The sequence below is a fragment of the Sphingobacterium sp. WM genome (assembly GCF_029542465.1).
GTDB lineage: Bacteria > Bacteroidota > Bacteroidia > Sphingobacteriales > Sphingobacteriaceae > Sphingobacterium > Sphingobacterium cellulitidis.
In genome coordinates this window covers 352178-375971 of record NZ_CP120709.1, presented here as the reverse complement: position 1 = coordinate 375971, position 23794 = coordinate 352178, and the positions used below count along the sequence as shown (strand labels likewise).

Genomic DNA, 23794 nt, shown 5'->3' with positions numbered 1-23794 from the left:
AAAGATTTATTATTTCTTTTGGATGGAAATACAGCCTAATTTCTTCAATTTAGCTTTGTTAGAATAATCAAATTGGCAAATGGACTCCGGCCCAAAGACAATTAAAGATTTTGGACCTGCAATAACATCAAAGCTTTTCAAGTCCTCCAGATTTTCCAAAAGATTTTTATCGATTTGGCTGACATCAGAAACCTTAAAGGATTTCATCCCAAATGTTCCTTCACAGACATACAAATGTTCACCAGTAAGAGCTAATCCATGTGGATTTTTCATCACATAGGACTCCTTCAAGACGGGAAATTTAGGGTCTTTGATATCAACAACCTCCAATAGATTGGAATTTCCCCCACAGGCATTCCCAGAACGAAGGGTGACAAAGGCATAGTTATCATTGACAACAACAGGGTCACAGGCAAAAGCATGATTAAAAGTAGACAAATGGACTGGACGGATAGGATTGCTGATATCCATGATATGCATCCCATTGTTTGCTCCAACAAACAAATTCTTCTTGTACGGAAATAAAGTTTCTATACCAAAGCCTAGACTGACTGCGTTGATTTGATTAGGCTTTTTTGGATTCTTCAAATCAAAATTCTTTACTTTATCCTGGAAAATGGCATAAAGGTGATTGCTAGTGATAGCAAATCGAGCCATAGAGCCCGCCTGGCCTACGACATTGTTATTTCCGCCATTGGAGGAATTATAATCAGTACCCCCATGTTCATAGATCAATTCGCCTTCAACTCCAGGTTTATATACCCGATCACCTTGAAAGCTGACCAAAGAATCCCTATAATCTACAGTAACTAAATATTCATCCTTTATAGTGGATGATTCCACCCCATTCATAATATACTTAACTGCAAAAACATCCTTTTGGCGATCAATCAATACTGGCTTTGAAATATTGCTGATATCAATGGTTATCAAATCAACAATATTATCCGCATACAAAAGGTCATTTTGAACACCTAGATCAAAATTTCCAACGATCGGAATAAAACCTAAGGCCTTGGGTGAAGAAGGATTTGCGTTATCATAGATATGAATTCCTTTGTTCGGTTCGTTAATAAACAAATAGTCTTTATATAAATAAATCTTTCCAGTCGTATTCATGGGCAATGGATTGCTCATTTTTATACTAGACGCTCGGATTTCACCTAATTTCTTTTGGATTGGAATTTTAATAACATACTGTCCTTTTTCCTCGATCTTGTCACAGCCCATAAAAAAGGTGAATAACAACAATGGAAAAACCAGTAAAATAACAGATTTAATAAGCTTGATAATTGGATTCATAATTGCGATTAGTTAATGGTTATTATTGGTAACGGTTATCAAAATTAATTCGCTACAACTATTTTTTATTTCTTTTACTCTCACGAAACAAGCTATTCACTCAGTTTAAAAATGATGCAAATACCATTATTTCGACAAAACAGGCAGAAAAATTGCAGTAAATCAAAACTCATAAAGTATGATTAACAAAAAAATCAAGATTGATTCTATGAAAAAACAGCTTTTAATATTTTTTCTATTTTCATTTTTTATCCAATTTATCTACGCACAAGACAGTACTGTCGTAAAATCAGACTCCTTAACCTTTGAATCCCAACGCGAGCGGGTGAATCAATTATTGAATGAGCGGAGTCGCCGATTTGGGGAATATGACCAATCCTTACAGAAGAAAACCGGCATATTCGGTCTATTCAAGACTAAGAAAGATATGCAGAAATCGATAGATATCTTGAGGGAGTTGGTATTGAATGATAACAATATTTTTATTGAAACGCGGAAGCTACTGGATTTAAAAGACGCTCAGAGTGAGCGCTATCAACGTTTGGCAAATGAGTATGATGCGCAGATCTCCGCTTATATGAAGACGATTACCAAGCTTCAAAACGAGAATGACAAATTAAGAGACTCCTTAAAATCGATGGAAAGCACCGATACGGGTAGCGGAGTACTACTTTATCTAGCAGGAATTGTCATTATTACATTAATAATCCTCCTAATTTTACAATACAAGCGAAACAAACCCAAAAAATTGACGGAATAGTGATAAGAAGACTTTTTTATATTGGTACTTTTGCTCAAAAAGAGAAATAAAATAGTACATGGCCAGACCGAGATTGAATAGTGGAGACAGCCATTCGGAGGACTTACCTAAACCGAAGCTGAATAAAGAAATTTTAAAGAAAGCTTTACAGATTTTTTCGTACATCAAGCCTTTCAAATGGAAATTTATATTGGGAATGATCTTCTTGATACTTTCCAGTTTGACGATGCTGACCTTTCCGGCCTTATTAGGTGCGATGATTGATGCAGCTCAAGGAAGGCAAAAATACCCTTGGTTAGCAGGTAGCGTGATGTATATTGGTGGTGTTTCTTTGATCATCCTATCTTTTCAATCTATTATTTCCTTTTTTCGAATTCGTTTATTTGTTGAAATCGCTGAGAAATCATTAGCAAATATCAGGAAAGACACCTACCACCGACTTATTACCTTACCCATTGATTTTTTTGCCAATCGCCGAGTAGGAGAATTAAATAGCCGACTTTCATCAGACCTTTCACAAATCCAGGACACCATGACCACGACCTTAGCAGAAATTCTAAGGCAGGCCATCAGTTTATGTTTTGGCGTGGTATTGTTGGTTTGGGTATCGCCCAAATTAGCTTTGATGAATCTTTCCATATTGCCATTGATTATTATTGTGGCAATTATTTTTGGTCGGTTTATTCGGAATTTATCGCGGGAGTCGCAAGATAAATTAGCGGAGTCGAACTCCGTCGTACAGGAAACTTTATTGGGCATTAGCAATGTAAAAGCTTTTGTCAACGAGTTTTTTGAATCGAAACGGTATGCCGAAAAATTAAACCAATCCGTAGCTCTTGCGGTAAAAGGGGCTACCTATCGTGGGATTTTTGCCTCCTTTATCATATTCGCCATCTTTGGAGCAGTTATCGTAGTTATATGGTATGGAGCGTCTTTAGTTTCCATCCATGAAATATCGGTAGGTGACCTGACGACCTATATCTTATATTCCATGTTTGTAGCAGGGTCTATGGGTAGCTTCCCAGAATTATATGCAAGTCTACAACGTTCTTTAGGAGCTAGTGAACGCGTATTGGAAATCTTGGAAGAGCCGCAGGAGGATATTCAGGTCAATGAACATGATAAGGATATAAAAATTCAATTGCATGGGGATATTATATTCGACCATGTCAGTTTTGCGTATCCAACGCGTCCGGATTTGACCATCTTAAAAGACATTTCATTTCATGTTGCTGCTGGAAAGAAGCTAGCGATTGTAGGTCCAAGTGGAACAGGAAAATCTACGATAGCATCTTTAATCCTGCAATTCTATCAACCTAGTTCTGGACAAATAAAATACGATGGTATTCCAGCTAATGAGCTGGCCCTAACTGATATTAGAAATCAAGTTGCCATTGTACCGCAAGATGTTCTATTGTTCGGTGGAACCATCCGCGAGAATATCAGCTATGGAAATCTAAATGCAGACGCAGAAGACATCATAACAGCAGCCAAGCGTGCAAATGCACATCAATTTATTATGGATTTCCCAGATGGTTATGACACCATCGTTGGGGAACGCGGGGTAAAATTATCTGGAGGTCAACGCCAGCGAATTGCAATTGCCCGTGGTTTATTAAAAGATCCGGCGATTCTAATCTTGGATGAAGCCACCTCTTCGTTGGACTCAGAATCCGAACGCATGGTTCAACAAGCATTAGTTGAATTAATGAAAGACCGTACCTCGATCATTATTGCACACCGACTGTCCACTATTCGAGACGCTGACATGATCATTGTTGTGGAAGATGGAATAATTTCGGATATGGGAACGCATCAGGAATTAATGGAAAAAGGCAGCGGATTATACCATCATCTCTATACTTTACAGTCCCTTCATGTAGTTGAAAGTTAATTTTTGTTAATTTAGTACAGCCAAAAACATTTTGGCTTATACCTTGTTTATCATTAACAGAACATATTAGACTAAATAGGATAAAAAAAATAGAATCATGGAAAAAAATAGAAACGGATTAGTGGCATTTGCCTTATTAGGTTTAGCAGTTGGTACTGCAGCATACTACTTATTGGGAACAGAGGACGGAAAGAAACAATTAGATCGTGCGAACGATGGAATAAAGAGTTTAACGAAATCAATTAAAGATTTATCTAAGAAAGAGGCAAAACGCGCTCAGAAATTAGCGAAATCAGCGAAAGAAGATTTAGAAAATTTAAAAGACCGTGCAAAAAATGCGGGTCGTGATGCCTTGGACAGAGCTTCATCAAAAGCGAACGAATGGGCAGGAAAAGCTTCAGATGCGGCACATAACCTAGCGAACAAAGCTGAGGATGCTGCAGATAAAGCAAAATCTGAAATTAAAAACGCTTAATTCTAGCGTTATCCTATACCTGCTCAGCAGATTGATTTGTATCTTTGCAGGACATGAATCTGATTGAGCAAGTAAAAACATTAATATATAAAGATGTTGTTTTAGAGTGGCGTTCAAAATATGCCATCAATAGCATCTTACTTTATGTGGTATCCACAGTATTTGTATGTTATCAATCATTCAAATCTGTGGATACTGTTGTTTGGAATACCTTATTCTGGATCATATTATTATTTGCATCGATCAATGCGATGAGTCGGAGCTTTATTCAAGAAACCGGCAACCGCCATTTATATTATTATTCCATCGTCAGTCCGAAAGCCATCATTCTTGCCAAGATCATTTACAATTCGTTAGTGATGATTTTGATGACAGGGATAGCTTTTATCGTTTACAACCTTATTTTCAAGACCGAGATAGGTAATTTACCGGTTTATTTGCTGAGTATATTTTTGGGGAGTATCTCTTTTGCGAGTGTATTTACGATGATTGCAGGTATTAGTGCCAAGGCTGGGAACAATAGCACGATAATGGCGATATTGAGTTTTCCGGTTATCATTCCCCTGCTGATCATCTTGATCAAACTTTCCAGAACCGCCTTAATGGGTGGCTTTTTAGCTGGCAGTTGGCCTGATATTGCTGTTTTATTGGCAATTAATGTCGTTACAATTGCTATTTCTTTGCTCTTATTTCCTTACCTTTGGCGAGATTGATTTTTTGTTCTTATGAGAAAGAGTTGGTGGAAAATATTAGCGGTAGTCATGGTTGCCAGTACCGTTGTAGCGGGACTCCTTGGCCCGGTTCCCAGATTATCTATTTTAAATGAAACTATTCGTAATGTTTATTTCCATGTTCCGATGTGGTTTACGATGATGGTTTTATATTTAATATCCCTTATTTACAGTATAAAATATTTAAATACAGGCAAGCGCGAGTATGATTTTTTCGCGGTAGAGGCTGTTAATACCGGTATTTTATTTTGTGCATGTGGATTGTTAACGGGTATGCTTTGGGCGAACATCACCTGGGGTGCACCATGGACAAATGACCCACAATTGAATGGGGCAGCGATTGCCACATTGATGTATCTAGCCTACTTAGTATTACGCAATGCGATGGAGGAAGAGCAGAAGCGCGCGAAGATCTCTGCGATCTACAATATTTTTGCTTTCCCTATCATGATTGTCTTGATATACATCTTACCAAAGATGAATGACTCATTGCATCCTGGAAGTGGAGGAAATTCAACTTTTGGGGATTTAGATATGGACCATTATATGCGCCCGGTATTTTATACGGCCGTTATAGGATGGATTTTAATCGGTTGTTGGATTGCTAGCCTTCGTTACCGTATTCGTTTAATTGAAGATAAAAGAAATAGTTTTTAAGATGAGAAGTTTCCTATTGTCCCTATTGGCCTTATTCGTAAGTCTAACGGTAAGTGCCCAAGAAAATGTACAAATGGCAGATGGCCTACGTGCAGAAGGAAAAATCTATGTTGTGGTAGCAGTTATGTTGGTTATTTTCATCAGCGTAGCATTGTATTTATTCAGCATAGATAAGAAAGTAAAAAAACTAGAAAAAGATAAATAAGGAATAGGCCTCTATGTTAATTAACCAACATCGAACACTTTCGGGATTGAATGTATTCCTGGTTATCTTTGTTGGTACTCTATTATGCTTAGGGGTATTCTTTCATTTACCGGAAAAACTGACTCCAGTTTTATTTGAACCCGGATTGGATCGATTAGTTGGTATTCGATTAGGATCTAATTTTTCACCATCTTCCAATGTGTTGATCACTTTGATCCTGACCATTATTCAGGCATTTGCCTTAAATCGGGTCGTCAATCATTATAACTTATTAGGTAAACCCAGCTTTTTAACGGCCTTAATGTTTATGACATTGGTCAGTTTATTTATTCCTTTTCTGGTTTTATCACCCACCCTTATTTGTAATTTCATCACCATTTGGATGCTTCAAAAGCTCTTCAATATCTATAAACATGTAGATATTAAGGGAATCATGTTTGATCTAGGCTTATTGGTCGCCTTGGGAAGTTTGATTTATTTTCCATTCATCGTGATGTTATTGCTGATTTGGTCAAGCTTGGTCATCTTCAGGGCCTTTTATTGGCGCGAATGGATCACTCCATTATTGGGAGTCATTACGGTGTACTTTTTATTGGCAGTAGCCTATTTTTGGTTGGAGCGGATGGACGAGTTTTATCAGATTTTTCTTCCATTTACTTATGCTTTTCCAACCAAATTAAACATGGATGTCCATGATTATTTTGTTTTGATACCGATAGTGATTGCCATTGTAGGTTTCTTATTTATCCTTAAAGACAATTTCTTTAAAAGCGTGGTTCAGATAAGAAAGAGCTTTCAGTTATTATTCATTATGCTTTTATTGATTTTTGGTTCATTTTATCTGAATCAAGATAGATCCATTAATCATTTTCTACTTTGCGTTCCACCATTATCGATTTACCTGGCTTACTTTTTTACGCATGCCAAAATAAAATGGTTTTACGAAACGCTCTATTTAATAATATTATCTACAATAATCTATTTTCAGTTTTTCTAAACATCTGTCCAATAGTTGTTTAACCTTTTTTAACAACTAAAAAGCTTGTGATATTTAAAAAATAGATAGTTTTGTAGCAAAAATTCAGATAAAACAGCCATCATATAGGATTTAAGTTCATCGAATAAACAAGGATATAAATTGGGAATCGATGGAGAATATTTCCACTTAAAAAGTCAGAACAGTTGAAACTATTTTACTCTCATACGTCAATACTTATTTTATTAGGAATAAGTTCACTATTACTTTCAAGTACGCGGTCTTATGGTCAATCCTCGACTTCGCATTCGCCCTATTCCCAATTTGGTCTAGGCCAGATGCGTGAAGATTTGTTACCACAGACTCGTAGTATGGGAGGGATTTCTTCTGGAGTTAGGTTTCAGGGGGGATTACCGATATTGAATATTGCCAACCCGGCAACCTATTCTGCCTTCAACAGAACGATTTTAGATGCTGGATTATATGGCAATATGACGCAGTTGCAGAAAAACAACTTAACGGACCATACTGCAGATTTTGCATTCAGCCATTTTGCGTTTGGATTTACCTTAAACAAAAATAATGGGCCCAAATTAGGGGGTATTTCCTTTGGTTTGATGCCTTATTCAGATGTTGGCTACAACATTTCTGCGGATAGAAACATCAACAACACCCCCTACCAGACGAAATTGATCGGAGAAGGCGGTTTGAATAAAGCCTATTTTGGTTATGGTGTTTCTCCATTCAAAAACTTCAGTATTGGTGGTAATATAGGTTTCTTGTTTGGGAACTTATATGATAAATCCATCATTGATTTTCCAGCAGGCTACAGTTTCTATAACACGACAAAAACCGATACCAGAAGAGTAACGGGAATTGTGTATGATTATGGAGCACAATATTTTATTCCACTAGGAAACAGAAAAAATATCACTATAGGTTATTCAGGATCATTGGATAATTCGGTTAGAAGCAAGGTATCGACCATTGTAACTCGTTCACAAAGTTCTGGATTGGATATCACGGAGCAAGTTCCAATCGACACGTCGTATTCAGCTATCCTTTCCAATCGCAAGATCAATTTACCATTACGTCATAATGTAGGATTTACATTCAGCAAAGGCGTAAATTGGATGGTTGGAGCAGATTTCAAATATGCAGATTGGTCCAAATATCAAGTTCGCCAAGGCGAAGAACCCCTAGGAAAGAACATGGGGATTGCAGTAGGTGGTCAGATAAAACCAGATCCTACCTCTTTAAATTATTTAAAAGTGATTGATTACCGTTTAGGTTTCAGATACAACAAAACCCATATGACCGTTAACCAGCAACGTATCAACGATATGGCAGTGACGGTTGGTTTGGGATTACCATTGCCTGAGACAGGATTTGGAAGAACCTTTTCGAATGTGAATATTTCGGCTGAATTTGGACAACAAGGCACTATCCAAAGTAATCTGGTTCGTGAGCGTTATATCAATATTAACCTGGGCTTCACCATCAATGATGCTTGGTTTATCAGAAGAAGTTACGATTAAGCGATGCGTATTGCAGAATTTAAAATATCGAGAGTATTGCCCCTAACAATTGTTTTGCTAGGGGCAATCTTGTCAATTGCCTGTGAAAACGACATCAAGGATATTGACCGATTAGCCAACATCCAAAAGGAAGAGGCGGTTGATATTTCCAAAGATGTGACGGTGATATACAGTGATTCAGCCAAGGTAAAGGCGGAATTAAAAGCACCCGAGATGCGTGTATATCATGATAGTACCGGAAATTATGAATTCAAAAAGGGAGTACAGATTATTTTCTTTGACGACCAAGCAAAAGAAATGCAAAGAGTGACCTCGGAGTATGCCCTACAAAAACATCTTGAGGGATTAACCGAGTTCCGAAAGAATGTAGTGATTACAAAAGTAGATGGGACGGTGATTAAGACGGAGGAATTAATCTACGATGAAAAGAACAAGAAGTATTATGGTAGCCAGCCTATTACAGCGGAATATAATGATGGTCGGACATCAGCCCAAGGAACCTCTTTCACGGCGGATGCGGATTTCAATGATATTCGATTCATGAATGGTACAGCGATTCATTATTCAACTTCAGACTCCCAGATCCCTTCATTTGGAAACTAGCAGAAATTGAATGCTTTGGCCTAAAAAAAATTGAAATCTGGTAAATATAAATTTTTACCATATTTTTTTATAAAAGTTGTATCTTGCGCCTTGTTTTAAAGAAAAAACAAATTAATTAAAATATTAGCATAAAATTATAGAATATCGTTATGGGATTAATGACCTCTTTGCGAAACCGTGCGGGCTTAGTCATTTTCGTGATTGGTTTAGCAATTGTTGCATTTTTATTAGGTGATGCCATCAATGTTGGTACCCCATTTTGGCAAAGAAACCAAAATGAGGTTGGAAGTATCAATGGAGAAGGTATAGATTATCAAAGCTTCAATCAACAAGTTGACCAAGCTAGCCAAATGTATCAACAACAAATGGGTGGTGCTTCATCACCGCAAATGCGTGGATTTGCAGTTCAACAAGTTTGGAACCAATTTTTAACACAAAACCTATTAAATCAAGAAATTGAAAAGTTAGGTCTACAAGTTGGTAAGGAAGAATTGAATAGTTTACTATTCGGCAATAACCCTTCGCCTCAAATTGTACAAGCATTTACCAACCCTCAGACAGGACAGTTTGATAAAAACTATTTATCAGCAGTTATTGAGCAAGCCAAAACAAACCCTGAAATGAATGCTCAGTGGGAAGGTTTATTACAGAATGTTAAAAACGAACGTTTAAATCAAAAATATACCAACCTAATCAATAACAGCATTTATACGACTTCTTTGGAGGCTGAATATGATTATAATTCACGTAATAAACTAGCTAACTTCAAATATGTGATGTTGGATTATGCTTCAGTAAAGGATTCTGAGATCAAATTGACTGATGCAGATTACAAGGAATATTACGACAAGAACAAGAATGCATTCAAAAACCCTGAAGAGGTTCGTACCTTGGAATATGTGTTATTTGATGCCAAACCAAATGCTGCAGATACTGCCTTAGTATTAGGTGAAGTTCAAAAATTAAAAACAGAGTTACAGAACTCGACGAATGATTCAAGTTTTGTAACGATCAATTCTGAGAACAAATATCCAGTTCGTTATTATTCAAAAGGACAGTTGAGCCCAGCATTAGATTCAGTTGCGTTCAATAGTGCAGCAGGAACAGTTGTAGGTCCATATTTGACTCAAAATGTATATGAAATTGCAAAAGTAATTTCAGTTAAGAACAGTCCGGACTCAGTAAATGCTAGTCATATTCTAATCAACCCAGCGACAGAAGGTGGCGTTGATAAAGCGATGGCAAAAGCAGATTCAATCAAGAATTTAATTCAAGGAGGAGCTAATTTTGCAGCATTGGCAGTAGAATTCAGCGCAGATCCTAACAGCAAGAACAACGCTGGAGAATTAGGAACATTAACTCGCGGAAATATTCCTGAGTTAGATGAGGTTTTATTTGATGGTAAAGCTGGCGATGTAAAAGTTGTTTCTACAAACTTCGGAGTTCACGTTGTAAAAGTAAATAGACAAGTAGGTAACTCGACGATTGCGAAATTAGCGATTGTAGATAAGAGCATAAACTCAGGAAAAGCGACAACTGATGCAGCATATGCAAAAGCAAATCAATTTTTCACTGCGGCAAACAAGAGCAATTTCAATGATATTGCTAAACAACAAAACGTTGAAATCTTAAAGAATGATCGTACAGTTGCGATGGACAATATGTTAGCTGGCGTTGAAGTACCTAGAGAATTAGTTCGTTGGGCATTTGAGGCAGAGAATGGTGAAGTAAGTGATAAGATTTATGAAAGTACAGATAACTTTATCGTTGCTCGAGTAACCAATATCCAACCAAAAGGAATCCAACCAATGGAGTCAGTTAAGACATTAATTGAGCCGGTTGTTAAGAATTTGGTAAAAGCACGTATGTTGAAAGAGAAAATGAACAATGCTTTATCGGGAGCAAATTCCCTTGATCAAGTAGGTCAAAAATTAGGCAAGAATGTTCAGACTGTAGACAATGTAGTTTTGGCGAATCCAGTTATTCCAGGAGTTGCAGTAGAAAATGCAGTAGTAGGTACGGTATTTGGTTTACAACCAAACAAGCCATCTAAGTCAATTGAAGGTAAGCAAGGTGTATATGCTGTTCAAGTAACAGGTTTTGTAAACCCTAAAGCTCTTGCTGGAGAGGAATTAACCGCACAACAAAAACAGATCACAGAATCAAAATCTCAGCGTTCATGGGGGACTATTTTAAAAGCCCTACAGGACAATGCTAAGATTGTTGACAATCGTATTAAATTCTATTAACATAGAATTCGTTAAATTTGCAGCTGGATGACAATAGTTATCCAGCTTTTTTTATTTTTATAGAAATGGATATTCAAGAGAACATAGTTAACAAGGTTGCGCAGAGTGGATTGATTACGATAGATCTAGCGGATCATGCGCCAAAAGCAGCCATTGAGATATACGATATCAAGGAAAATTTATTCCATGGATTGATCTTAAAAGAAAAAGATTTCAGGGAATTCATCAAAACCCATGATTGGTCGCAGTATAAGGACAAACATATAGGCATTATCTGCTCGGCTGATGCGATTGTTCCTACCTGGGCCTATATGCTGTTATCGACAAAGCTAGTGGATTACGCTTTATCCATCCATTTTGGGGATGAAGATTATGTCCGCAAGACATTATTTGATCATGCACTATCCAGCTTAGATTACAGTCAATATCAGGATCAGAGGATCGTCGTGAAGGGATGTGGAGATATTCCGGTTCCTGAGTCTGCCTTTGTTACTTTTACGACCCAATTAAGCAAGGTTGCCAAAAGTGTTATGTATGGTGAGCCCTGTTCAACTGTTCCAGTATTCAAGCGAAAATCTTAAACTTTCCGATATAATTGCTGTCAAACCCATATGAAAAGAACAATTTCATTAATCATTTTTAGTGTTTTCCTAATGACTAGCGTCCTGGGACAAGCACTTCCCTATTTAAAAGATCCGACATTTAAACCCGGCGAGGTATTAAAGTATAAGCTTAGATATGGTTTTATTTCAGCAGCTACCGGTACCTTATCCGTTCAGGAGTCAAAATATAGTTTTGGAGTGAATGATGCGATACATTTATCAGCATTTGGCCAGACTTCAGGGGCATTTTCGAAATTCTACACCGTAAAGAATCAATATGATTCCTATATAGACCAATCGAATTTCTTGCCGATTTTGTATACTGAAAACATACGTGAGAACAATTATCGTCGTGTAGAATATGCCACCTTTGACCATAAAACAAAGAAGGTAAAGGGTAAAAAAGGAACTTTTACCAGTCCAACCCAGCAGACCTTTGACTTGGTTTCGGCCTATTATTTTTCAAGAAATCTGGATTTCTCCAATTTAAAATCGGGGGATAAATTCAAGATTACCTATTTTTTGAATGACGAGGTAGCGCAGTTGGGTGTTGAGTATATTGGCGTTGAGAAAGTGAAATCGGTACTAGGGGAATTAGAATGTATCAAGCTAAGTCCTGAAATTTCTCCGGGAAGAATTTTTAAAAAGAGCAGTCGTTTGTATCTTTGGGTCACCAATGATGGAAATCGGATCCCCGTAAAGGCTCAGGTTGAGATTTTGATTGGTTCGGTGACGATGGATTTGGTGAGTGCTGATGGGTTAAAATACCCATTGGGCAAGCGAGTAAGTTATTCAAAATAAGAAATGATAGAAGTAGGAAATGTCCTTGTTCATGAGGACATCATCAACAATGATTTTGTATGCAACCTTAGCAAATGTAAAGGTGTTTGTTGTATCGAGGGTGATGCTGGCGCACCACTTACAGAAGCTGAGACAAAAATATTAGCGGATATTTATTCCAAAGTGAAGCCTTATCTAACAGAGGCTGGCATCAAGGCGATTGAGGAGCAAGGAACCTCGGTTGTTGATGCTGATGGTGATTTGACGACCACCTGTGTTGGTGGGAATAAAGAGTGTGCTTATGTCACTTGGGAGAATGGCATTACAAAATGCGGCATTGAAAAAGCCTATGAAATGGGCGATGTTCAATGGAAGAAACCTATTTCTTGTCATCTCTACCCTATCCGCGCGACACACTATCCTGAGTTTGATGTCTTGCATTATGACCGTTGGTATATCTGCAAGGATGCCTGTAGTTTTGGTCAAGAGCTTAAAATTCCAGTTTATAAGTTCTTGAAAGACCCATTAATTCGTGAATATGGCGAAGAATGGTATGCACAGCTTGAAAATACCTTAGCTTCTAAAGCATAATTTTAGTATTTTTATTGCGATTCAGTTTCATCTGAAGGTCTTATACCCACTACATGTTAACATTAGACGAAATACAACTTCCTATAAAAGAACATCTCAAGCGCTTTGAAAAGACCTTCAAAGCATCCATGCAGAGTTCTGCTCCCTTATTAGATCGTATTACCCGGTATATAATAAAGCAAAAGGGCAAACAGATGCGTCCGATGTTTGTTTTCTTTTCAGCTGGACTCAGCGGAGGGATTACAGAGTCGACCTATCGGGGTGCTTCATTGGTTGAATTGCTCCATACAGCATCATTAGTACATGATGATGTGGTCGATAATTCCAATGAGCGTCGAGGATTTTTCTCGATCAATGCACTTTGGAAGAATAAGGTTGCTGTATTGGTAGGAGACTTTTTATTATCCAAGGGGTTATTACTTTCTGTAAAGCATAAGGAGCATGATTTATTAAGATTAGCTTCCGAAGCAGTTGAGCAAATGAGTGAGGGTGAATTATTACAGATTGAGAAAGCTAGGCACCTAGACATCGAGGAATCCATTTATTACGATATTATACGCAAGAAAACGGCATCGTTAATAGCATCATGTTGTGCAATTGGCGCTTCATCAGCAGGAGCCGATGAAGAAACGATTGAAAAGCTTAGATTATTTGGGGAGAAGGTTGGTATTGCTTTTCAAATCAAGGATGATTTATTTGATTTTGGGTTAGATGATGTTGGAAAGCCAGTAGGTAACGATATCAAAGAGAAGAAAATGACCTTACCTTTAATTTATGCATTAACGGTAGTTGATAAGAGCCAAAAGCGTAAAATCATTAATTTGGTAAAGAATCATAATGAAGATTCCCAGAAAGTGGCCGAAGTGATAAATTTTGTCAAAATCAACGGTGGATTAGATTATGCAACTAAACAAATGCTGAAATATCAACAAGAAGCTTTTGATATTTTAGATACCATATCAAATGGTGGAGAATATAAAGCAGGATTAGAACAATTAGTACGTTACACTACAGAAAGAAAGAAATAGAATATGAGCCACGAAGCACTTTTTATGATCGGATTTATAATTTTTATAATTCTGATGTTAGCAATAGATTTAGGTCTATTTTCCAAAAGTGACAAACCAGTATCCTTAAAAGTTGCAGCCATCATGAGTGCCATTTGGGTAACCTTTGCCTTATTGTTTGGTTTGCTATTATATTATTGGGGTAACGAACTCCACAATGTTCATGATCTAGCTCGACTCAAGGAAGTTGTCGCCAAGCATATGCATAATATTGTGATCAATGAAAATGATCTGGCGGCAAGTTTACAGATTTACAATAAGAACTTGACCTTGGAGTATCTAACGGGTTATGTGGTAGAATATGCGCTATCAGTAGATAATATCTTTGTGATGGTGCTTCTATTCAGTTCCTTTGGTATCCCTGAGAAATACTATCATAAGGTCTTAGTTTGGGGTATTTTAGGAGCCATTATTATGCGTTGTATCTTTATTTTCGTAGGTGCAGCCTTGATTACGAAGTTTGGTTGGATTCTATATTTATTTGGAGCCTTCTTAGTCTTTACAGGATTCAACATGTATATCAACCGGAATAAAGAAGAGGAAGTTGACCCGGAGAACCATCCCGTTGTAAAGTTTGCTTCGAAACACTTCAAGGTAACTCATAAATTGGATCAAGGTAGATTTTTCCATATTGAGAATGGTGAAAAGTATATGACTCCATTATTTTTGGTGTTATTAGTGATTGAGTTTACGGATTTAATTTTTGCGGTAGACTCTATCCCTGCTATCTTTTCAGTAACGAAGGATCCATATATTGTATTCTTTTCCAATATTTTTGCTATCCTGGGACTTAGATCTATGTTCTTCTTATTGATTAACATTATCCATAAATTCCATTACCTAAAAGTAGGTTTAGCATTTTTATTAATCTTTATAGGATTGAAGATGCTACTTCACAGCTATTTGAAAGAATGGGGCTTTACAACCACGCACTCCCTAATCGTGATTGTCGGTATATTGGCCTTAAGTATCATTGCATCTTTGGCCTTTCCGAAGAAACAAGATTTTGATAAAGCCTAAAAAATATAAGAACGGGTTGCTAAAAATTAGCAACCCGTTTTGTTTATCCCAATGAAAGGAATTTGTGCTAATAATTTTACAAATTCCTCCCCTGTTGATAGCTAATTATTGATAAATTCGTGCACATTAAAAATAAAACAAATCTTATGAATTGGAGTAAATCTATTCTAATTGCAGCAGCGTTTTTTGCTGCTACACAAGTACAAGCCCAAGACAATTTAATAAATGCCCTAAAAGGAAATGCGAGTGACAACAGCAAGGAAGGGTTTAAGTTCACCGAGGTTATCAATTTAGGCAGAACTTCTATCAAGGATCAAGGATCTTCGGGTACCTGCTGGTCCTATTCAGGAAACTCCTTTTTGGAGTCAGAGATGATCCGTATGGGAAAAGATCCCGTTGAGATTTCTCAATTATACACTGCTCGCAACACGTATGTTGAAAAAGCGAAGAACTTCGTAAGATTACATGGAGATCAAGCCCAAGGTGATGGTGGACAATTACATGATGTATTGACCATTTTTAGAAAATATGGTGCCGTTCCTTATGATGTTTATACTGGCTTACCAGATGGTCAAACCAGAAATAATTTCAGTGAAATGAGTCCCATCCTACAATCGATTACAGAGAGTGTAGCGAAGAGCAAAAAGCCAACGAAAAACTGGCTAAAAGCATTCACAGGAGCAATGGATTCCTATTTAGGTGAAGTTCCTGAGAATTTCCAATACAAAGGAAAAAGCTATACACCAAGAACATTTGCTGATCAAGTTATCGGGATCAACCCGGATGACTATGTTGGAATTTCCTCATTCAATGAACATGCTTATTACAAGCCCTTTGTTTTATTAATTCCAGACAACTGGTCATTTGAGAGTTTCTACAATGTTAAAATGAATGACTTGACCGACATTATTGACAAAGCCTTAGACAAAGGATTTACGGTAGCATGGGCGACAGATGTTTCTGAGAAGACATTTAGTTGGAAAAACGGGGTTGCTTTCGTTCCAGAGAAACCAATTGAAAAAATGAACAAGGAAGAAGTTGATCAATTATTCAATGGTCCAAAACCAGAGGCTAACATTACAGAAGACCAAAGACAAGAGGCTTTTGATAATTATGAGACTACAGATGATCACGGAATGCACATTGTAGGTAAAGTGAAAGATCAGAACGGAAAAGAATATTATATCGTAAAGAACTCATGGGGCGTATCGAATGATTACCAAGGTTATTTATATGCGACGAAAGAATTTGTTAAATACAAAACAATTTCTTTATTGGTTCATAAGAAAGCATTGGAAAAAAACATGCAAAAGCTATTAGGTATTTAGTCCTAGATAAAATTTTATAAAGTCCCGACAAATAAATCGGGATTTTTTCATTTTATTAATTATCTTAGTCTACTAATTATACAGTAGGTAAATAAACACTGATTATGAAAAAGCTAATTTTATTATTATTCACGATTCCTTTCTTAGCGATTGGCCAAGAAAAGGGAATTTCATTTGAGCACAACACGACCTGGGCCAAAGTAAAGGCGAAAGCAAAAGCGGAGAAGAAGCATATCTTCGTGGATGCCTTTACGACTTGGTGTGGACCATGTAAGTGGATGGCTGCCAATGTATTTCCACAAGAACATGTAGGGACATTCTTTAATGAGAATTTTGTAAACTTAAAAATTCAGATGGATGAGACTGCGGAAGATAATGCGGATGTTAAATCATGGCGAGAAGAAGCGAAGCGTTTTGCGAAGGATTATAAAATTGCGGCTTATCCAACCTTTTTGATTTTTGATCCAAATGGCGAGTTGGTACATCGTATTGTGGGTGGTGGAGAAGCGGATCAATTTATTGCATTAGCAAAAGAAGGTCTTGATCCAAATACACAATATGAGACATTAGTAAAGAAATTCAATGCTAATCCTACTGATAAGGCAATTGCAAGATCGACTGCAAAGGCTGCCGTTAAGGCATACGATCGCGATCTAACAGCTAAAGCCGTAGAAAGTGTGATTAACAATTCCACAGCAGATGAATTATTGGAGAATGAGACATTAAAATTGGTAAGTCAAAATATTGGTAAACCGGGTTCGAAAGCATTCAGCACCATACTTGCTCACAAAGAAAAAGTAGACGCAAAATTAGGTGCAGGAAAAACAGATGAACTTCTTTCAGTTTCCATTATCAATTCAGAGATCGCTCCAGTAGTGATGAAATCTGAGGAAGATATTTTGGATCAGACTGTTGCTGAAGTAAGCAAGAAATATCCTAATGTTTCCTTAACAAATTCAATTGCGAGCTTCAAACCAAACTTCTACGCGAGGAGAAAAAATTGGCCAGCATTCCGTGATGCCGTTCAAGCATTTATCAATATTGATCCTTCAAAGGTAAATTCTAGTCAATTAAACTCATTTGCATGGGCAATTTTTGAAAACTGTGATGATCCATCCTGTGTAGAATCTGCATTAGCATGGAGTAAAAAATCATTGGAATCAGAAAATAACCCTGCATTAATAGATACTTATGCAAACCTATTGCATAAAGTTGGAAAGACTAAAGAGGCTATCGAATGGCAAGAAAAAGCAATTGCCATGGTAGATGATGCTAGTAAAGCTGAATATCAGGAAACCTTAGAGAAAATGAAAAAAGGTGAACCTACTTGGGTGAAGTAGTATTTAGTATTTAGTATTTAGTATTTAGTATTTAGTATTTAGTATTTAGTATTTAGTATTTGTACTAATAATAATATAAAAATGAAAGGCTCGATAATTATCGAGCCTTTCATTTTTATATTATTGATTATTTGACTTCTTTAAATCCAAGTTTCATGTTTTGGAACATAAAAGCCCATTTATCAGTTTGTTCAGCAATGACCATTGCAGTTGATTTTCCGGCACCGTGTCCAGCTTTGGTATCAATTCTAATCAGAACTGGATTTGTTCCTTTATTATATTCTTGCAACCTAGCTGCGAATTTGAATGAATGGGCAGGTACTACCCTATCGTCGTGATCAGCAGTTGAAACCATGGTTGCTGGATAATCCACTCCTGGTTTTAAGGCATGATAAGGCGAATATTTCAAAAGGTAATTAAACATCTCAGCATTATCGTCTGCTGTACCATAATCAAAAGCCCAACCAGCACCAGCAGTAAATTTATGATAACGTAACATATCCAAAACACCAACAGCAGGGAAAGCTACTTTATAAAGTTCTGGTCTTTGGGTCATACAAGCCCCCACCAATAAACCACCATTAGACCCACCAGAAATTGCAAGTTTATCAGAAGAGGTATATTTTTCGCTGATCAAGTACTCAGCAGCAGCGATGAAGTCATCGAATACATTCTGTTTTTTCAATTTGGTTCCGGCCAAGTGCCAGTTTTCGCCATATTCACCCCCTCCACGTAAATTAGCTACAGCATATACACCGCCTTGTTCAAGGAGAATGACATTGCTAACACTGAAAGATGGGGTCAATGAAATATTAAAACCTCCATAACCATACAACATGGTAGGATTTGTTCCATCTAGTTTGATTCCCTTTTTATAAGTGATGATCATAGGGACCTTCGTTCCATCTTTGGAAGTATAGAATACCTGTTTGGATTCATATTTGGTCGGATCAAATTGAACCTCGGGTTTTCTGTAGATTTCCGATTTACCTGAAGCGATATCATATTTGTATATGGTTCCCGGGTTGACATAATTGGTGAAGGAATAGTACAATTCCTTTTCATCTTTTTTAGCTCCAAACCCACCGGCAGAACCCACTCCAGGCAATTCGATTTCATGTTCAAATTTTCCGTTGCGATCATATTGTTTCACCTGTGAAGTTGCATCCTTCAAATAAGTCGCAAAGATTTTTCCACCGCCTAATGAAGGACTCAATACCTGTTCCGTTTCAGGGATCACATCCTTCCAGGTATCTACAGTGGGTTTTGCAATGTTGGTTTCAACGATTCTTCCGTTTGGTGCATCCAATTCGGTATATACAATTAGCCTGTCAGCATCATTATCCAATACATAATGGTTTTTATCCATATTATCTACCATGGTAATAAATGCCGACTGCGGGTTTGAAAGGTCTTTAATATAAAGCTCATTCCCGGAGGTCGAATTAGCTGCTGTTACGATTAAGAAACGTTCATCTTCAGTCAAGCCAGCGCTAATATATCTTCTTGGCTTTTGAGGCCCTCCAAAGATCAATTCATCTGTATTTTGAGCTGTATTCAATTTATGGAAGAATAGTTTATGCTGATCCGTCATAGCAGACAAGGCAGATCCTTCCTTCGGTTTATCATAAGAGCTATAATAAATACCCTCATTTCCACGCCAAGACATCCCGCTGAATTTAACATTCATAAGGGTATCTCCAACGATTGATTTGTCCTCTGCCTTTAGGATAATGACTTTAGTCCAATCGGAGCCACCTTCTGAGATTTGATAGGCCAGTAAAGATCCATCTTTACTAAAGGATAGTCCTGCCAAAGAGGTTGTACCATCGGAAGATAATTTATTGGGGTCTAAAAACACTTCTTCTTTTCCGTCCTCCCCTTTTTTACGATAGAGAACACTTTGATTTTGGAGTCCGTCATTTTTATAGAAATAGATATAATCACCTTCTTTAAAAGGAGCAGAAACCTTTTCATAGTTCCAAAGATGTTCGAGGCGTTTTCTGATATTTTCTCGGAAAGGGATCTGGCTGAGGTAATCTTCGGTCACATCATTTTCGGCGGTTACCCAATTTTTGGTTTCAGATGAGAGGTCATCTTCGAGCCAACGATAAGGGTCTTCGACATCAGTTCCGAAGAAATTGTCTTTTTGTTCAATTTTAGTGCTTTTTGGATAAGGTTTCACGTTAATATCTGCTTTAGAATCAATAACATTTTCATGTTGACATGCGGTCAGTCCGACTGCGAGCAAGCCAATACTTACATATTTCATCATTTGTTTATACGATTAGTCCTATTACAAAACTAATGAAATAATTTGCTTGGAGGGAACATCTTGATAATCCGTAATTATTATGCTAGTTTTGACCTGAATGAGCCCAGGCAACAAAATATATTTTGCATCCGATTTCCACTTAGGTTCCTATCCGATGGATCAATCCAAGTTTAGGGAACAACATATTATTTCATGGTTGGACTATATCAAAAAGGATGCTGCGGAGTTATATTTAGTTGGGGATATTTTTGATTTTTGGTTTGAATACAGTACGGTAGTTCCGAAAGGTTATATCCGATTTTTAGGGAAACTAGCTGAATTAGCTGATTTAGGCATAAAGATAACCTTATTTAAGGGCAACCATGACATGTGGATGTTTGGGTATTTGCAGGAGGAATTAAAAGCGGAAATCATTTCAAATGAGAAGGTCCTGGAATTAAATGGGAAGAATTTCTATATCCATCATGGCGATGGTCTTGGCCCAGGGGATGCTAAATATAAGTTCTTAAAAAAGATCTTCCGAAGTTCATTCTGCCAATGGTTATTTGCGCGGTTACATCCAAATTTAGGGATTGGCATTGCCCAAAGATGGTCAAAACATAGTCGGATTTCCAATAATGCGGAGGAGCAATTTTTAGGAGAGGAAAACGAATGGCTCATCGTGTATGCGAAGGAAGTCCTGGAAAAGAAGCATTACGATTATTTTATTTTTGGACACCGGCATTTGCCCTATGATGTTCAATTAAAAGATAATTGTCGTATCATCAATTTGGGAGAATGGATCAATTACCATACTTATGCCGTATGGGATGGTCAAGAAGTTAAACTTGAAAAATGGAATTCAGAGAAATAGCCAATTCTATCCAACCTTTAAACGATGACCAATTTTCCTTATTGGAGGGCATCACAGAGCTTATTGAAGTTCCGAAGAACCATACTTTAATTTATTCCGATAAAACGAGTCCCTATATATATTTCCAGAAAGAAGGAATCTGTAGGATCTATTACCATAAAGAGGAGAAGGAGATTATTTTAGGATTTGCCTTTCCCGGAGAGGTATTAATATCCTTGAACAGCTATATTCATCAAAAACCGGGCTATGAAACCATCCAAACCTTAGAAAAATCCAGTGTTTACCGGATTCATACCTTAAAGTTATTGGCTTTATATGAAAGTCATACGATGATCAGCAATTGGGGTCGACGATTGGCGGAGTTGGAGGCCTTGAAGATTGAGGAGCGATTAATGCTACGTTTGTTCAAGTCTTCCCATGAGAGTTATGAGGAGCTATTAAAAAAGGCTCCAAATATTACGAACCGAATCAAGTTGGGGTATATAGCCTCCTATTTAGGGATTTCTCAAGTCACATTGAGCCGGATTCGGGGAATAAAAAAGTAAATTTTTAACAATTGTAAAAAATAGTTGTTAAAATAAGCTAGACCTTTGTGCCTTTAAAAAATTAATCATAATGAATTGGATAATATTAGTAATTGGTGGTTTATTTGAGGTTGCCTTTACCTACTGTATTGGACGTGCGAAAGACGCTACGGGTATGGAAATGTACCTTTGGTATCTGGGATTCTTAATCAGCGTAACGATTAGTATGGGATTATTGATCAAAGCGACCAGTACACTACCATTAGGTACAGCCTATGCCGTTTGGTCAGGAATTGGGGCTGTTGGAACGGTTTTAATGGGTATTTTCTTTTTCAAAGAACCAACAGATTTTTGGCGTATCTTCTTTATTATCACTTTAATTGGGTCAATTGTCGGATTAAAAGCAGTTTCTTCGCATTAGTATCTTTAAAAGCGCATAAAAATCTTTATTTTTGTCGATTAATTACTGTGACTGGGCAACTTATGCCCTACAGTAAACAAGATGTAATTTATGTTAGAGAAACTACAAGCCATAAAAGAGCGCTGGGAAGAGGTTGAAAGAGAATTAAGTAATCCAGATACCATCAGCGACATGAAACGTTTTGCAAAATTGAACAAGGAATATAAAGACTTGGGCAAAATTGTTGAGCAATACCATATTTACAAAAATATGGTTAGTAATATAGATACCAATAAGGATATCCTTGCTAATGAAAAGGATCAGGAATTGCGAGAGATGGCGAAGGAGGAGTTGGATATTTTATATACCGAGAAGGAAGAGAAGGAGGAGGAGATTCGATTGATGCTTATTCCGAAGGATCCTGAAGATGCTAAGAATGCTATTATTGAGATCCGTGGAGGAACTGGTGGAGATGAGGCAGCACTATTTGCTGGGGATTTATACCGTATGTATACCCGCTTCTTTGAGACCAAGGGTTGGAGAAATGAGGTTATGGACGTTACTGAAGGTACTTCAGGAGGCTATAAAGAGGTGATTTTGAAGGTTATTGGTGAGGATGTTTATGGTCAATTAAAGTATGAGTCAGGGGTTCACCGTGTGCAACGGGTTCCAGATACAGAGACACAAGGTCGGGTTCACACCTCAGCGGCCTCGGTAGCGGTATTACCAGAGGCGGAGGAAGTAGACGTTGAATTAAACCCAGGCGATATCGAGATGCAGACTTCGAGATCTGGTGGTGCAGGTGGTCAGAACGTGAACAAGGTAGAGACCAAGGTTCAATTGACGCATAAGCCATCGGGCATTGTAGTAGTTTGTCAGGTTGAGCGTTCTCAATTAGCGAACCGTGAGTTAGCGATGGAGATGCTTCGAAACAAGCTATATGAGTTAGAGGTTCAGAAAAAGCATGGGGATGTTGCTGCGAAACGTAAGACGATGGTATCAACGGGTGACCGTTCGGCGAAAATTCGTACGTATAATTATCCACAAGGTCGTGTTACGGAGCACCGCATCGGATTGACGATGTATAATCTTCCTGCGATTATGGATGGTGATATTCAGGACATTATAGACGCATTGCAATTTGCGGAGAATGCGGAAAAGATGAAAGAAGGCACTGTAGAGTAAGATTTTTCAAAAATATATTAGCGAATATAGAAATAAACACTATATTTGCACACCTTCTAAAAAGAAGGGAAAAGGTCTGGTAGTTCAGCTGGTTAGAATACATGCCTGTCACGCATGGGGTCGCGGGTTCGAGTCCCGTCCAGACCGCTAGCAAAAAGAGAAGCGAAGCTTCGAGCGTTCTTTTTTTTTAAGAAATTTTAGGTCTGGTAGTTCAGCTGGTTAGAATACATGCCTGTCACGCATGGGGTCGCGGGTTCGAGTCCCGTCCAGACCGCTAAAATTAAATTGAAGCTTGTCTTCTATTTGTTCTTAATTTTATTTTTTTGGTCTGGTAGTTCAGCTGGTTAGAATACATGCCTGTCACGCATGGGGTCGCGGGTTCGAGTCCCGTCCAGACCGCCAAAAAAGATTAAACCCTTGAAAAATATTTTTCAAGGGT

Annotated in this window: 23 protein-coding genes and 3 tRNA genes; 24 read left to right on the top strand and 2 right to left on the bottom strand. The window is 37.6% G+C overall.

What is annotated here, in order from left to right:
- Positions 1-9 precede the first annotated feature (9 nt).
- Positions 10-1302 (bottom strand): hypothetical protein, encoded by a 1293-nt coding sequence (locus tag PZ892_RS01665; protein WP_182497950.1) that lies wholly within the window; start codon positions 1300-1302, stop codon positions 10-12.
- Between the two features lie 178 nt (positions 1303-1480).
- Between PZ892_RS01665 and PZ892_RS01660 the strand changes: the two genes are divergently transcribed.
- The 17 genes from PZ892_RS01660 to PZ892_RS01580 all read left to right on the top strand — a co-directional run bounded on the left by PZ892_RS01660 (position 1481) and on the right by PZ892_RS01580 (position 18118).
- Positions 1481-2062, top strand: a complete 582-nt coding sequence (locus tag PZ892_RS01660) for a hypothetical protein (RefSeq protein ID WP_188713394.1) — start codon at positions 1481-1483, stop codon at positions 2060-2062.
- Between the two features lie 58 nt (positions 2063-2120).
- Complete coding sequence (locus PZ892_RS01655) at positions 2121-3956, top strand: ABC transporter transmembrane domain-containing protein (protein ID WP_182497948.1); 1836 nt, start codon at positions 2121-2123, stop codon at positions 3954-3956.
- Positions 3957-4053: 97 nt separating this feature from the next.
- Positions 4054-4431: a YtxH domain-containing protein gene (locus tag PZ892_RS01650; RefSeq protein ID WP_094255680.1), complete on the top strand. Its 378-nt coding sequence runs from the start codon at positions 4054-4056 to the stop codon at positions 4429-4431.
- 53 nt (positions 4432-4484) lie between these two features.
- Complete coding sequence (locus PZ892_RS01645) at positions 4485-5144, top strand: heme exporter protein CcmB (protein ID WP_094255682.1); 660 nt, start codon at positions 4485-4487, stop codon at positions 5142-5144.
- 12 nt (positions 5145-5156) lie between these two features.
- A complete protein-coding gene (locus PZ892_RS01640) occupies positions 5157-5819 on the top strand; it encodes a cytochrome c biogenesis protein (RefSeq protein ID WP_094255683.1) in 663 nt (220 codons plus the stop codon).
- Position 5820: 1 nt separating this feature from the next.
- Complete coding sequence (locus tag PZ892_RS01635; protein WP_094255685.1) at positions 5821-6024, top strand: CcmD family protein; 204 nt, start codon at positions 5821-5823, stop codon at positions 6022-6024.
- A gap of 13 nt (positions 6025-6037) precedes the next feature.
- The gene (locus PZ892_RS01630; RefSeq protein ID WP_094255686.1) at positions 6038-7021 is read left to right on the top strand and encodes a DUF6427 family protein; all 984 of its coding nucleotides are present in this window, start codon (positions 6038-6040) and stop codon (positions 7019-7021) included.
- 185 nt (positions 7022-7206) lie between these two features.
- Complete coding sequence (locus tag PZ892_RS01625; RefSeq protein WP_182497946.1) at positions 7207-8538, top strand: hypothetical protein; 1332 nt, start codon at positions 7207-7209, stop codon at positions 8536-8538.
- A 3-nt stretch (positions 8539-8541) separates the two neighbouring features.
- Entirely contained in the window at positions 8542-9141 is a 600-nt protein-coding gene (lptC, locus tag PZ892_RS01620; protein WP_094255690.1) for an LPS export ABC transporter periplasmic protein LptC, read from the top strand.
- A 149-nt stretch (positions 9142-9290) separates the two neighbouring features.
- Positions 9291-11390, top strand: coding sequence for a SurA N-terminal domain-containing protein (locus tag PZ892_RS01615; RefSeq protein ID WP_094255691.1), 2100 nt, complete (start codon positions 9291-9293; stop codon positions 11388-11390).
- Between the two features lie 65 nt (positions 11391-11455).
- Complete coding sequence (locus PZ892_RS01610) at positions 11456-11971, top strand: DUF2480 family protein (protein WP_182497945.1); 516 nt, start codon at positions 11456-11458, stop codon at positions 11969-11971.
- Between the two features lie 30 nt (positions 11972-12001).
- Positions 12002-12793: a DUF3108 domain-containing protein gene (locus tag PZ892_RS01605; protein WP_094255693.1), complete on the top strand. Its 792-nt coding sequence runs from the start codon at positions 12002-12004 to the stop codon at positions 12791-12793.
- Positions 12794-12796: 3 nt separating this feature from the next.
- A complete protein-coding gene (locus PZ892_RS01600; RefSeq protein WP_182497944.1) occupies positions 12797-13363 on the top strand; it encodes a DUF3109 family protein in 567 nt (188 codons plus the stop codon).
- A gap of 53 nt (positions 13364-13416) precedes the next feature.
- Positions 13417-14391 (top strand): polyprenyl synthetase family protein, encoded by a 975-nt coding sequence (locus PZ892_RS01595; protein WP_094255697.1) that lies wholly within the window; start codon positions 13417-13419, stop codon positions 14389-14391.
- Positions 14392-14394: 3 nt separating this feature from the next.
- Complete coding sequence (locus tag PZ892_RS01590) at positions 14395-15450, top strand: TerC family protein (protein WP_094255699.1); 1056 nt, start codon at positions 14395-14397, stop codon at positions 15448-15450.
- A gap of 146 nt (positions 15451-15596) precedes the next feature.
- Entirely contained in the window at positions 15597-16778 is a 1182-nt protein-coding gene (locus tag PZ892_RS01585) for a C1 family peptidase (RefSeq protein WP_094255701.1), read from the top strand.
- Between the two features lie 104 nt (positions 16779-16882).
- The gene (locus PZ892_RS01580; RefSeq protein WP_229678240.1) at positions 16883-18118 is read left to right on the top strand and encodes a thioredoxin family protein; all 1236 of its coding nucleotides are present in this window, start codon (positions 16883-16885) and stop codon (positions 18116-18118) included.
- Positions 18119-18245: 127 nt separating this feature from the next.
- Here the strand turns inward: PZ892_RS01580 and PZ892_RS01575 are convergent, their stop codons facing one another.
- Positions 18246-20393 carry a prolyl oligopeptidase family serine peptidase gene (locus PZ892_RS01575; protein ID WP_229678241.1) on the bottom strand — a complete coding sequence of 716 codons (2148 nt, stop codon included), beginning with the start codon at positions 20391-20393 and terminating at the stop codon, positions 18246-18248.
- A gap of 97 nt (positions 20394-20490) precedes the next feature.
- Between PZ892_RS01575 and PZ892_RS01570 the strand changes: the two genes are divergently transcribed.
- The 7 genes from PZ892_RS01570 to PZ892_RS01540 all read left to right on the top strand — a co-directional run bounded on the left by PZ892_RS01570 (position 20491) and on the right by PZ892_RS01540 (position 23757).
- Complete coding sequence (locus PZ892_RS01570) at positions 20491-21246, top strand: UDP-2,3-diacylglucosamine diphosphatase (RefSeq protein ID WP_182497943.1); 756 nt, start codon at positions 20491-20493, stop codon at positions 21244-21246.
- Entirely contained in the window at positions 21228-21791 is a 564-nt protein-coding gene (locus tag PZ892_RS01565; RefSeq protein ID WP_182497942.1) for a Crp/Fnr family transcriptional regulator, read from the top strand. Before PZ892_RS01570 ends, PZ892_RS01565 begins: the two co-directional genes overlap by 19 nt.
- A gap of 70 nt (positions 21792-21861) precedes the next feature.
- Positions 21862-22191 (top strand): multidrug efflux SMR transporter, encoded by a 330-nt coding sequence (locus PZ892_RS01560; RefSeq protein ID WP_094257723.1) that lies wholly within the window; start codon positions 21862-21864, stop codon positions 22189-22191.
- A gap of 90 nt (positions 22192-22281) precedes the next feature.
- Positions 22282-23355 carry a peptide chain release factor 1 gene (gene prfA, locus PZ892_RS01555; protein ID WP_094257722.1) on the top strand — a complete coding sequence of 358 codons (1074 nt, stop codon included), beginning with the start codon at positions 22282-22284 and terminating at the stop codon, positions 23353-23355.
- A 73-nt stretch (positions 23356-23428) separates the two neighbouring features.
- A tRNA-Asp gene (locus tag PZ892_RS01550) sits at positions 23429-23502 on the top strand.
- Positions 23503-23555: 53 nt separating this feature from the next.
- Positions 23556-23629, top strand: a tRNA-Asp gene (locus PZ892_RS01545).
- A gap of 51 nt (positions 23630-23680) precedes the next feature.
- A tRNA-Asp gene (locus PZ892_RS01540) sits at positions 23681-23757 on the top strand.
- The last annotated feature ends 37 nt before the right edge of the window (positions 23758-23794 follow it).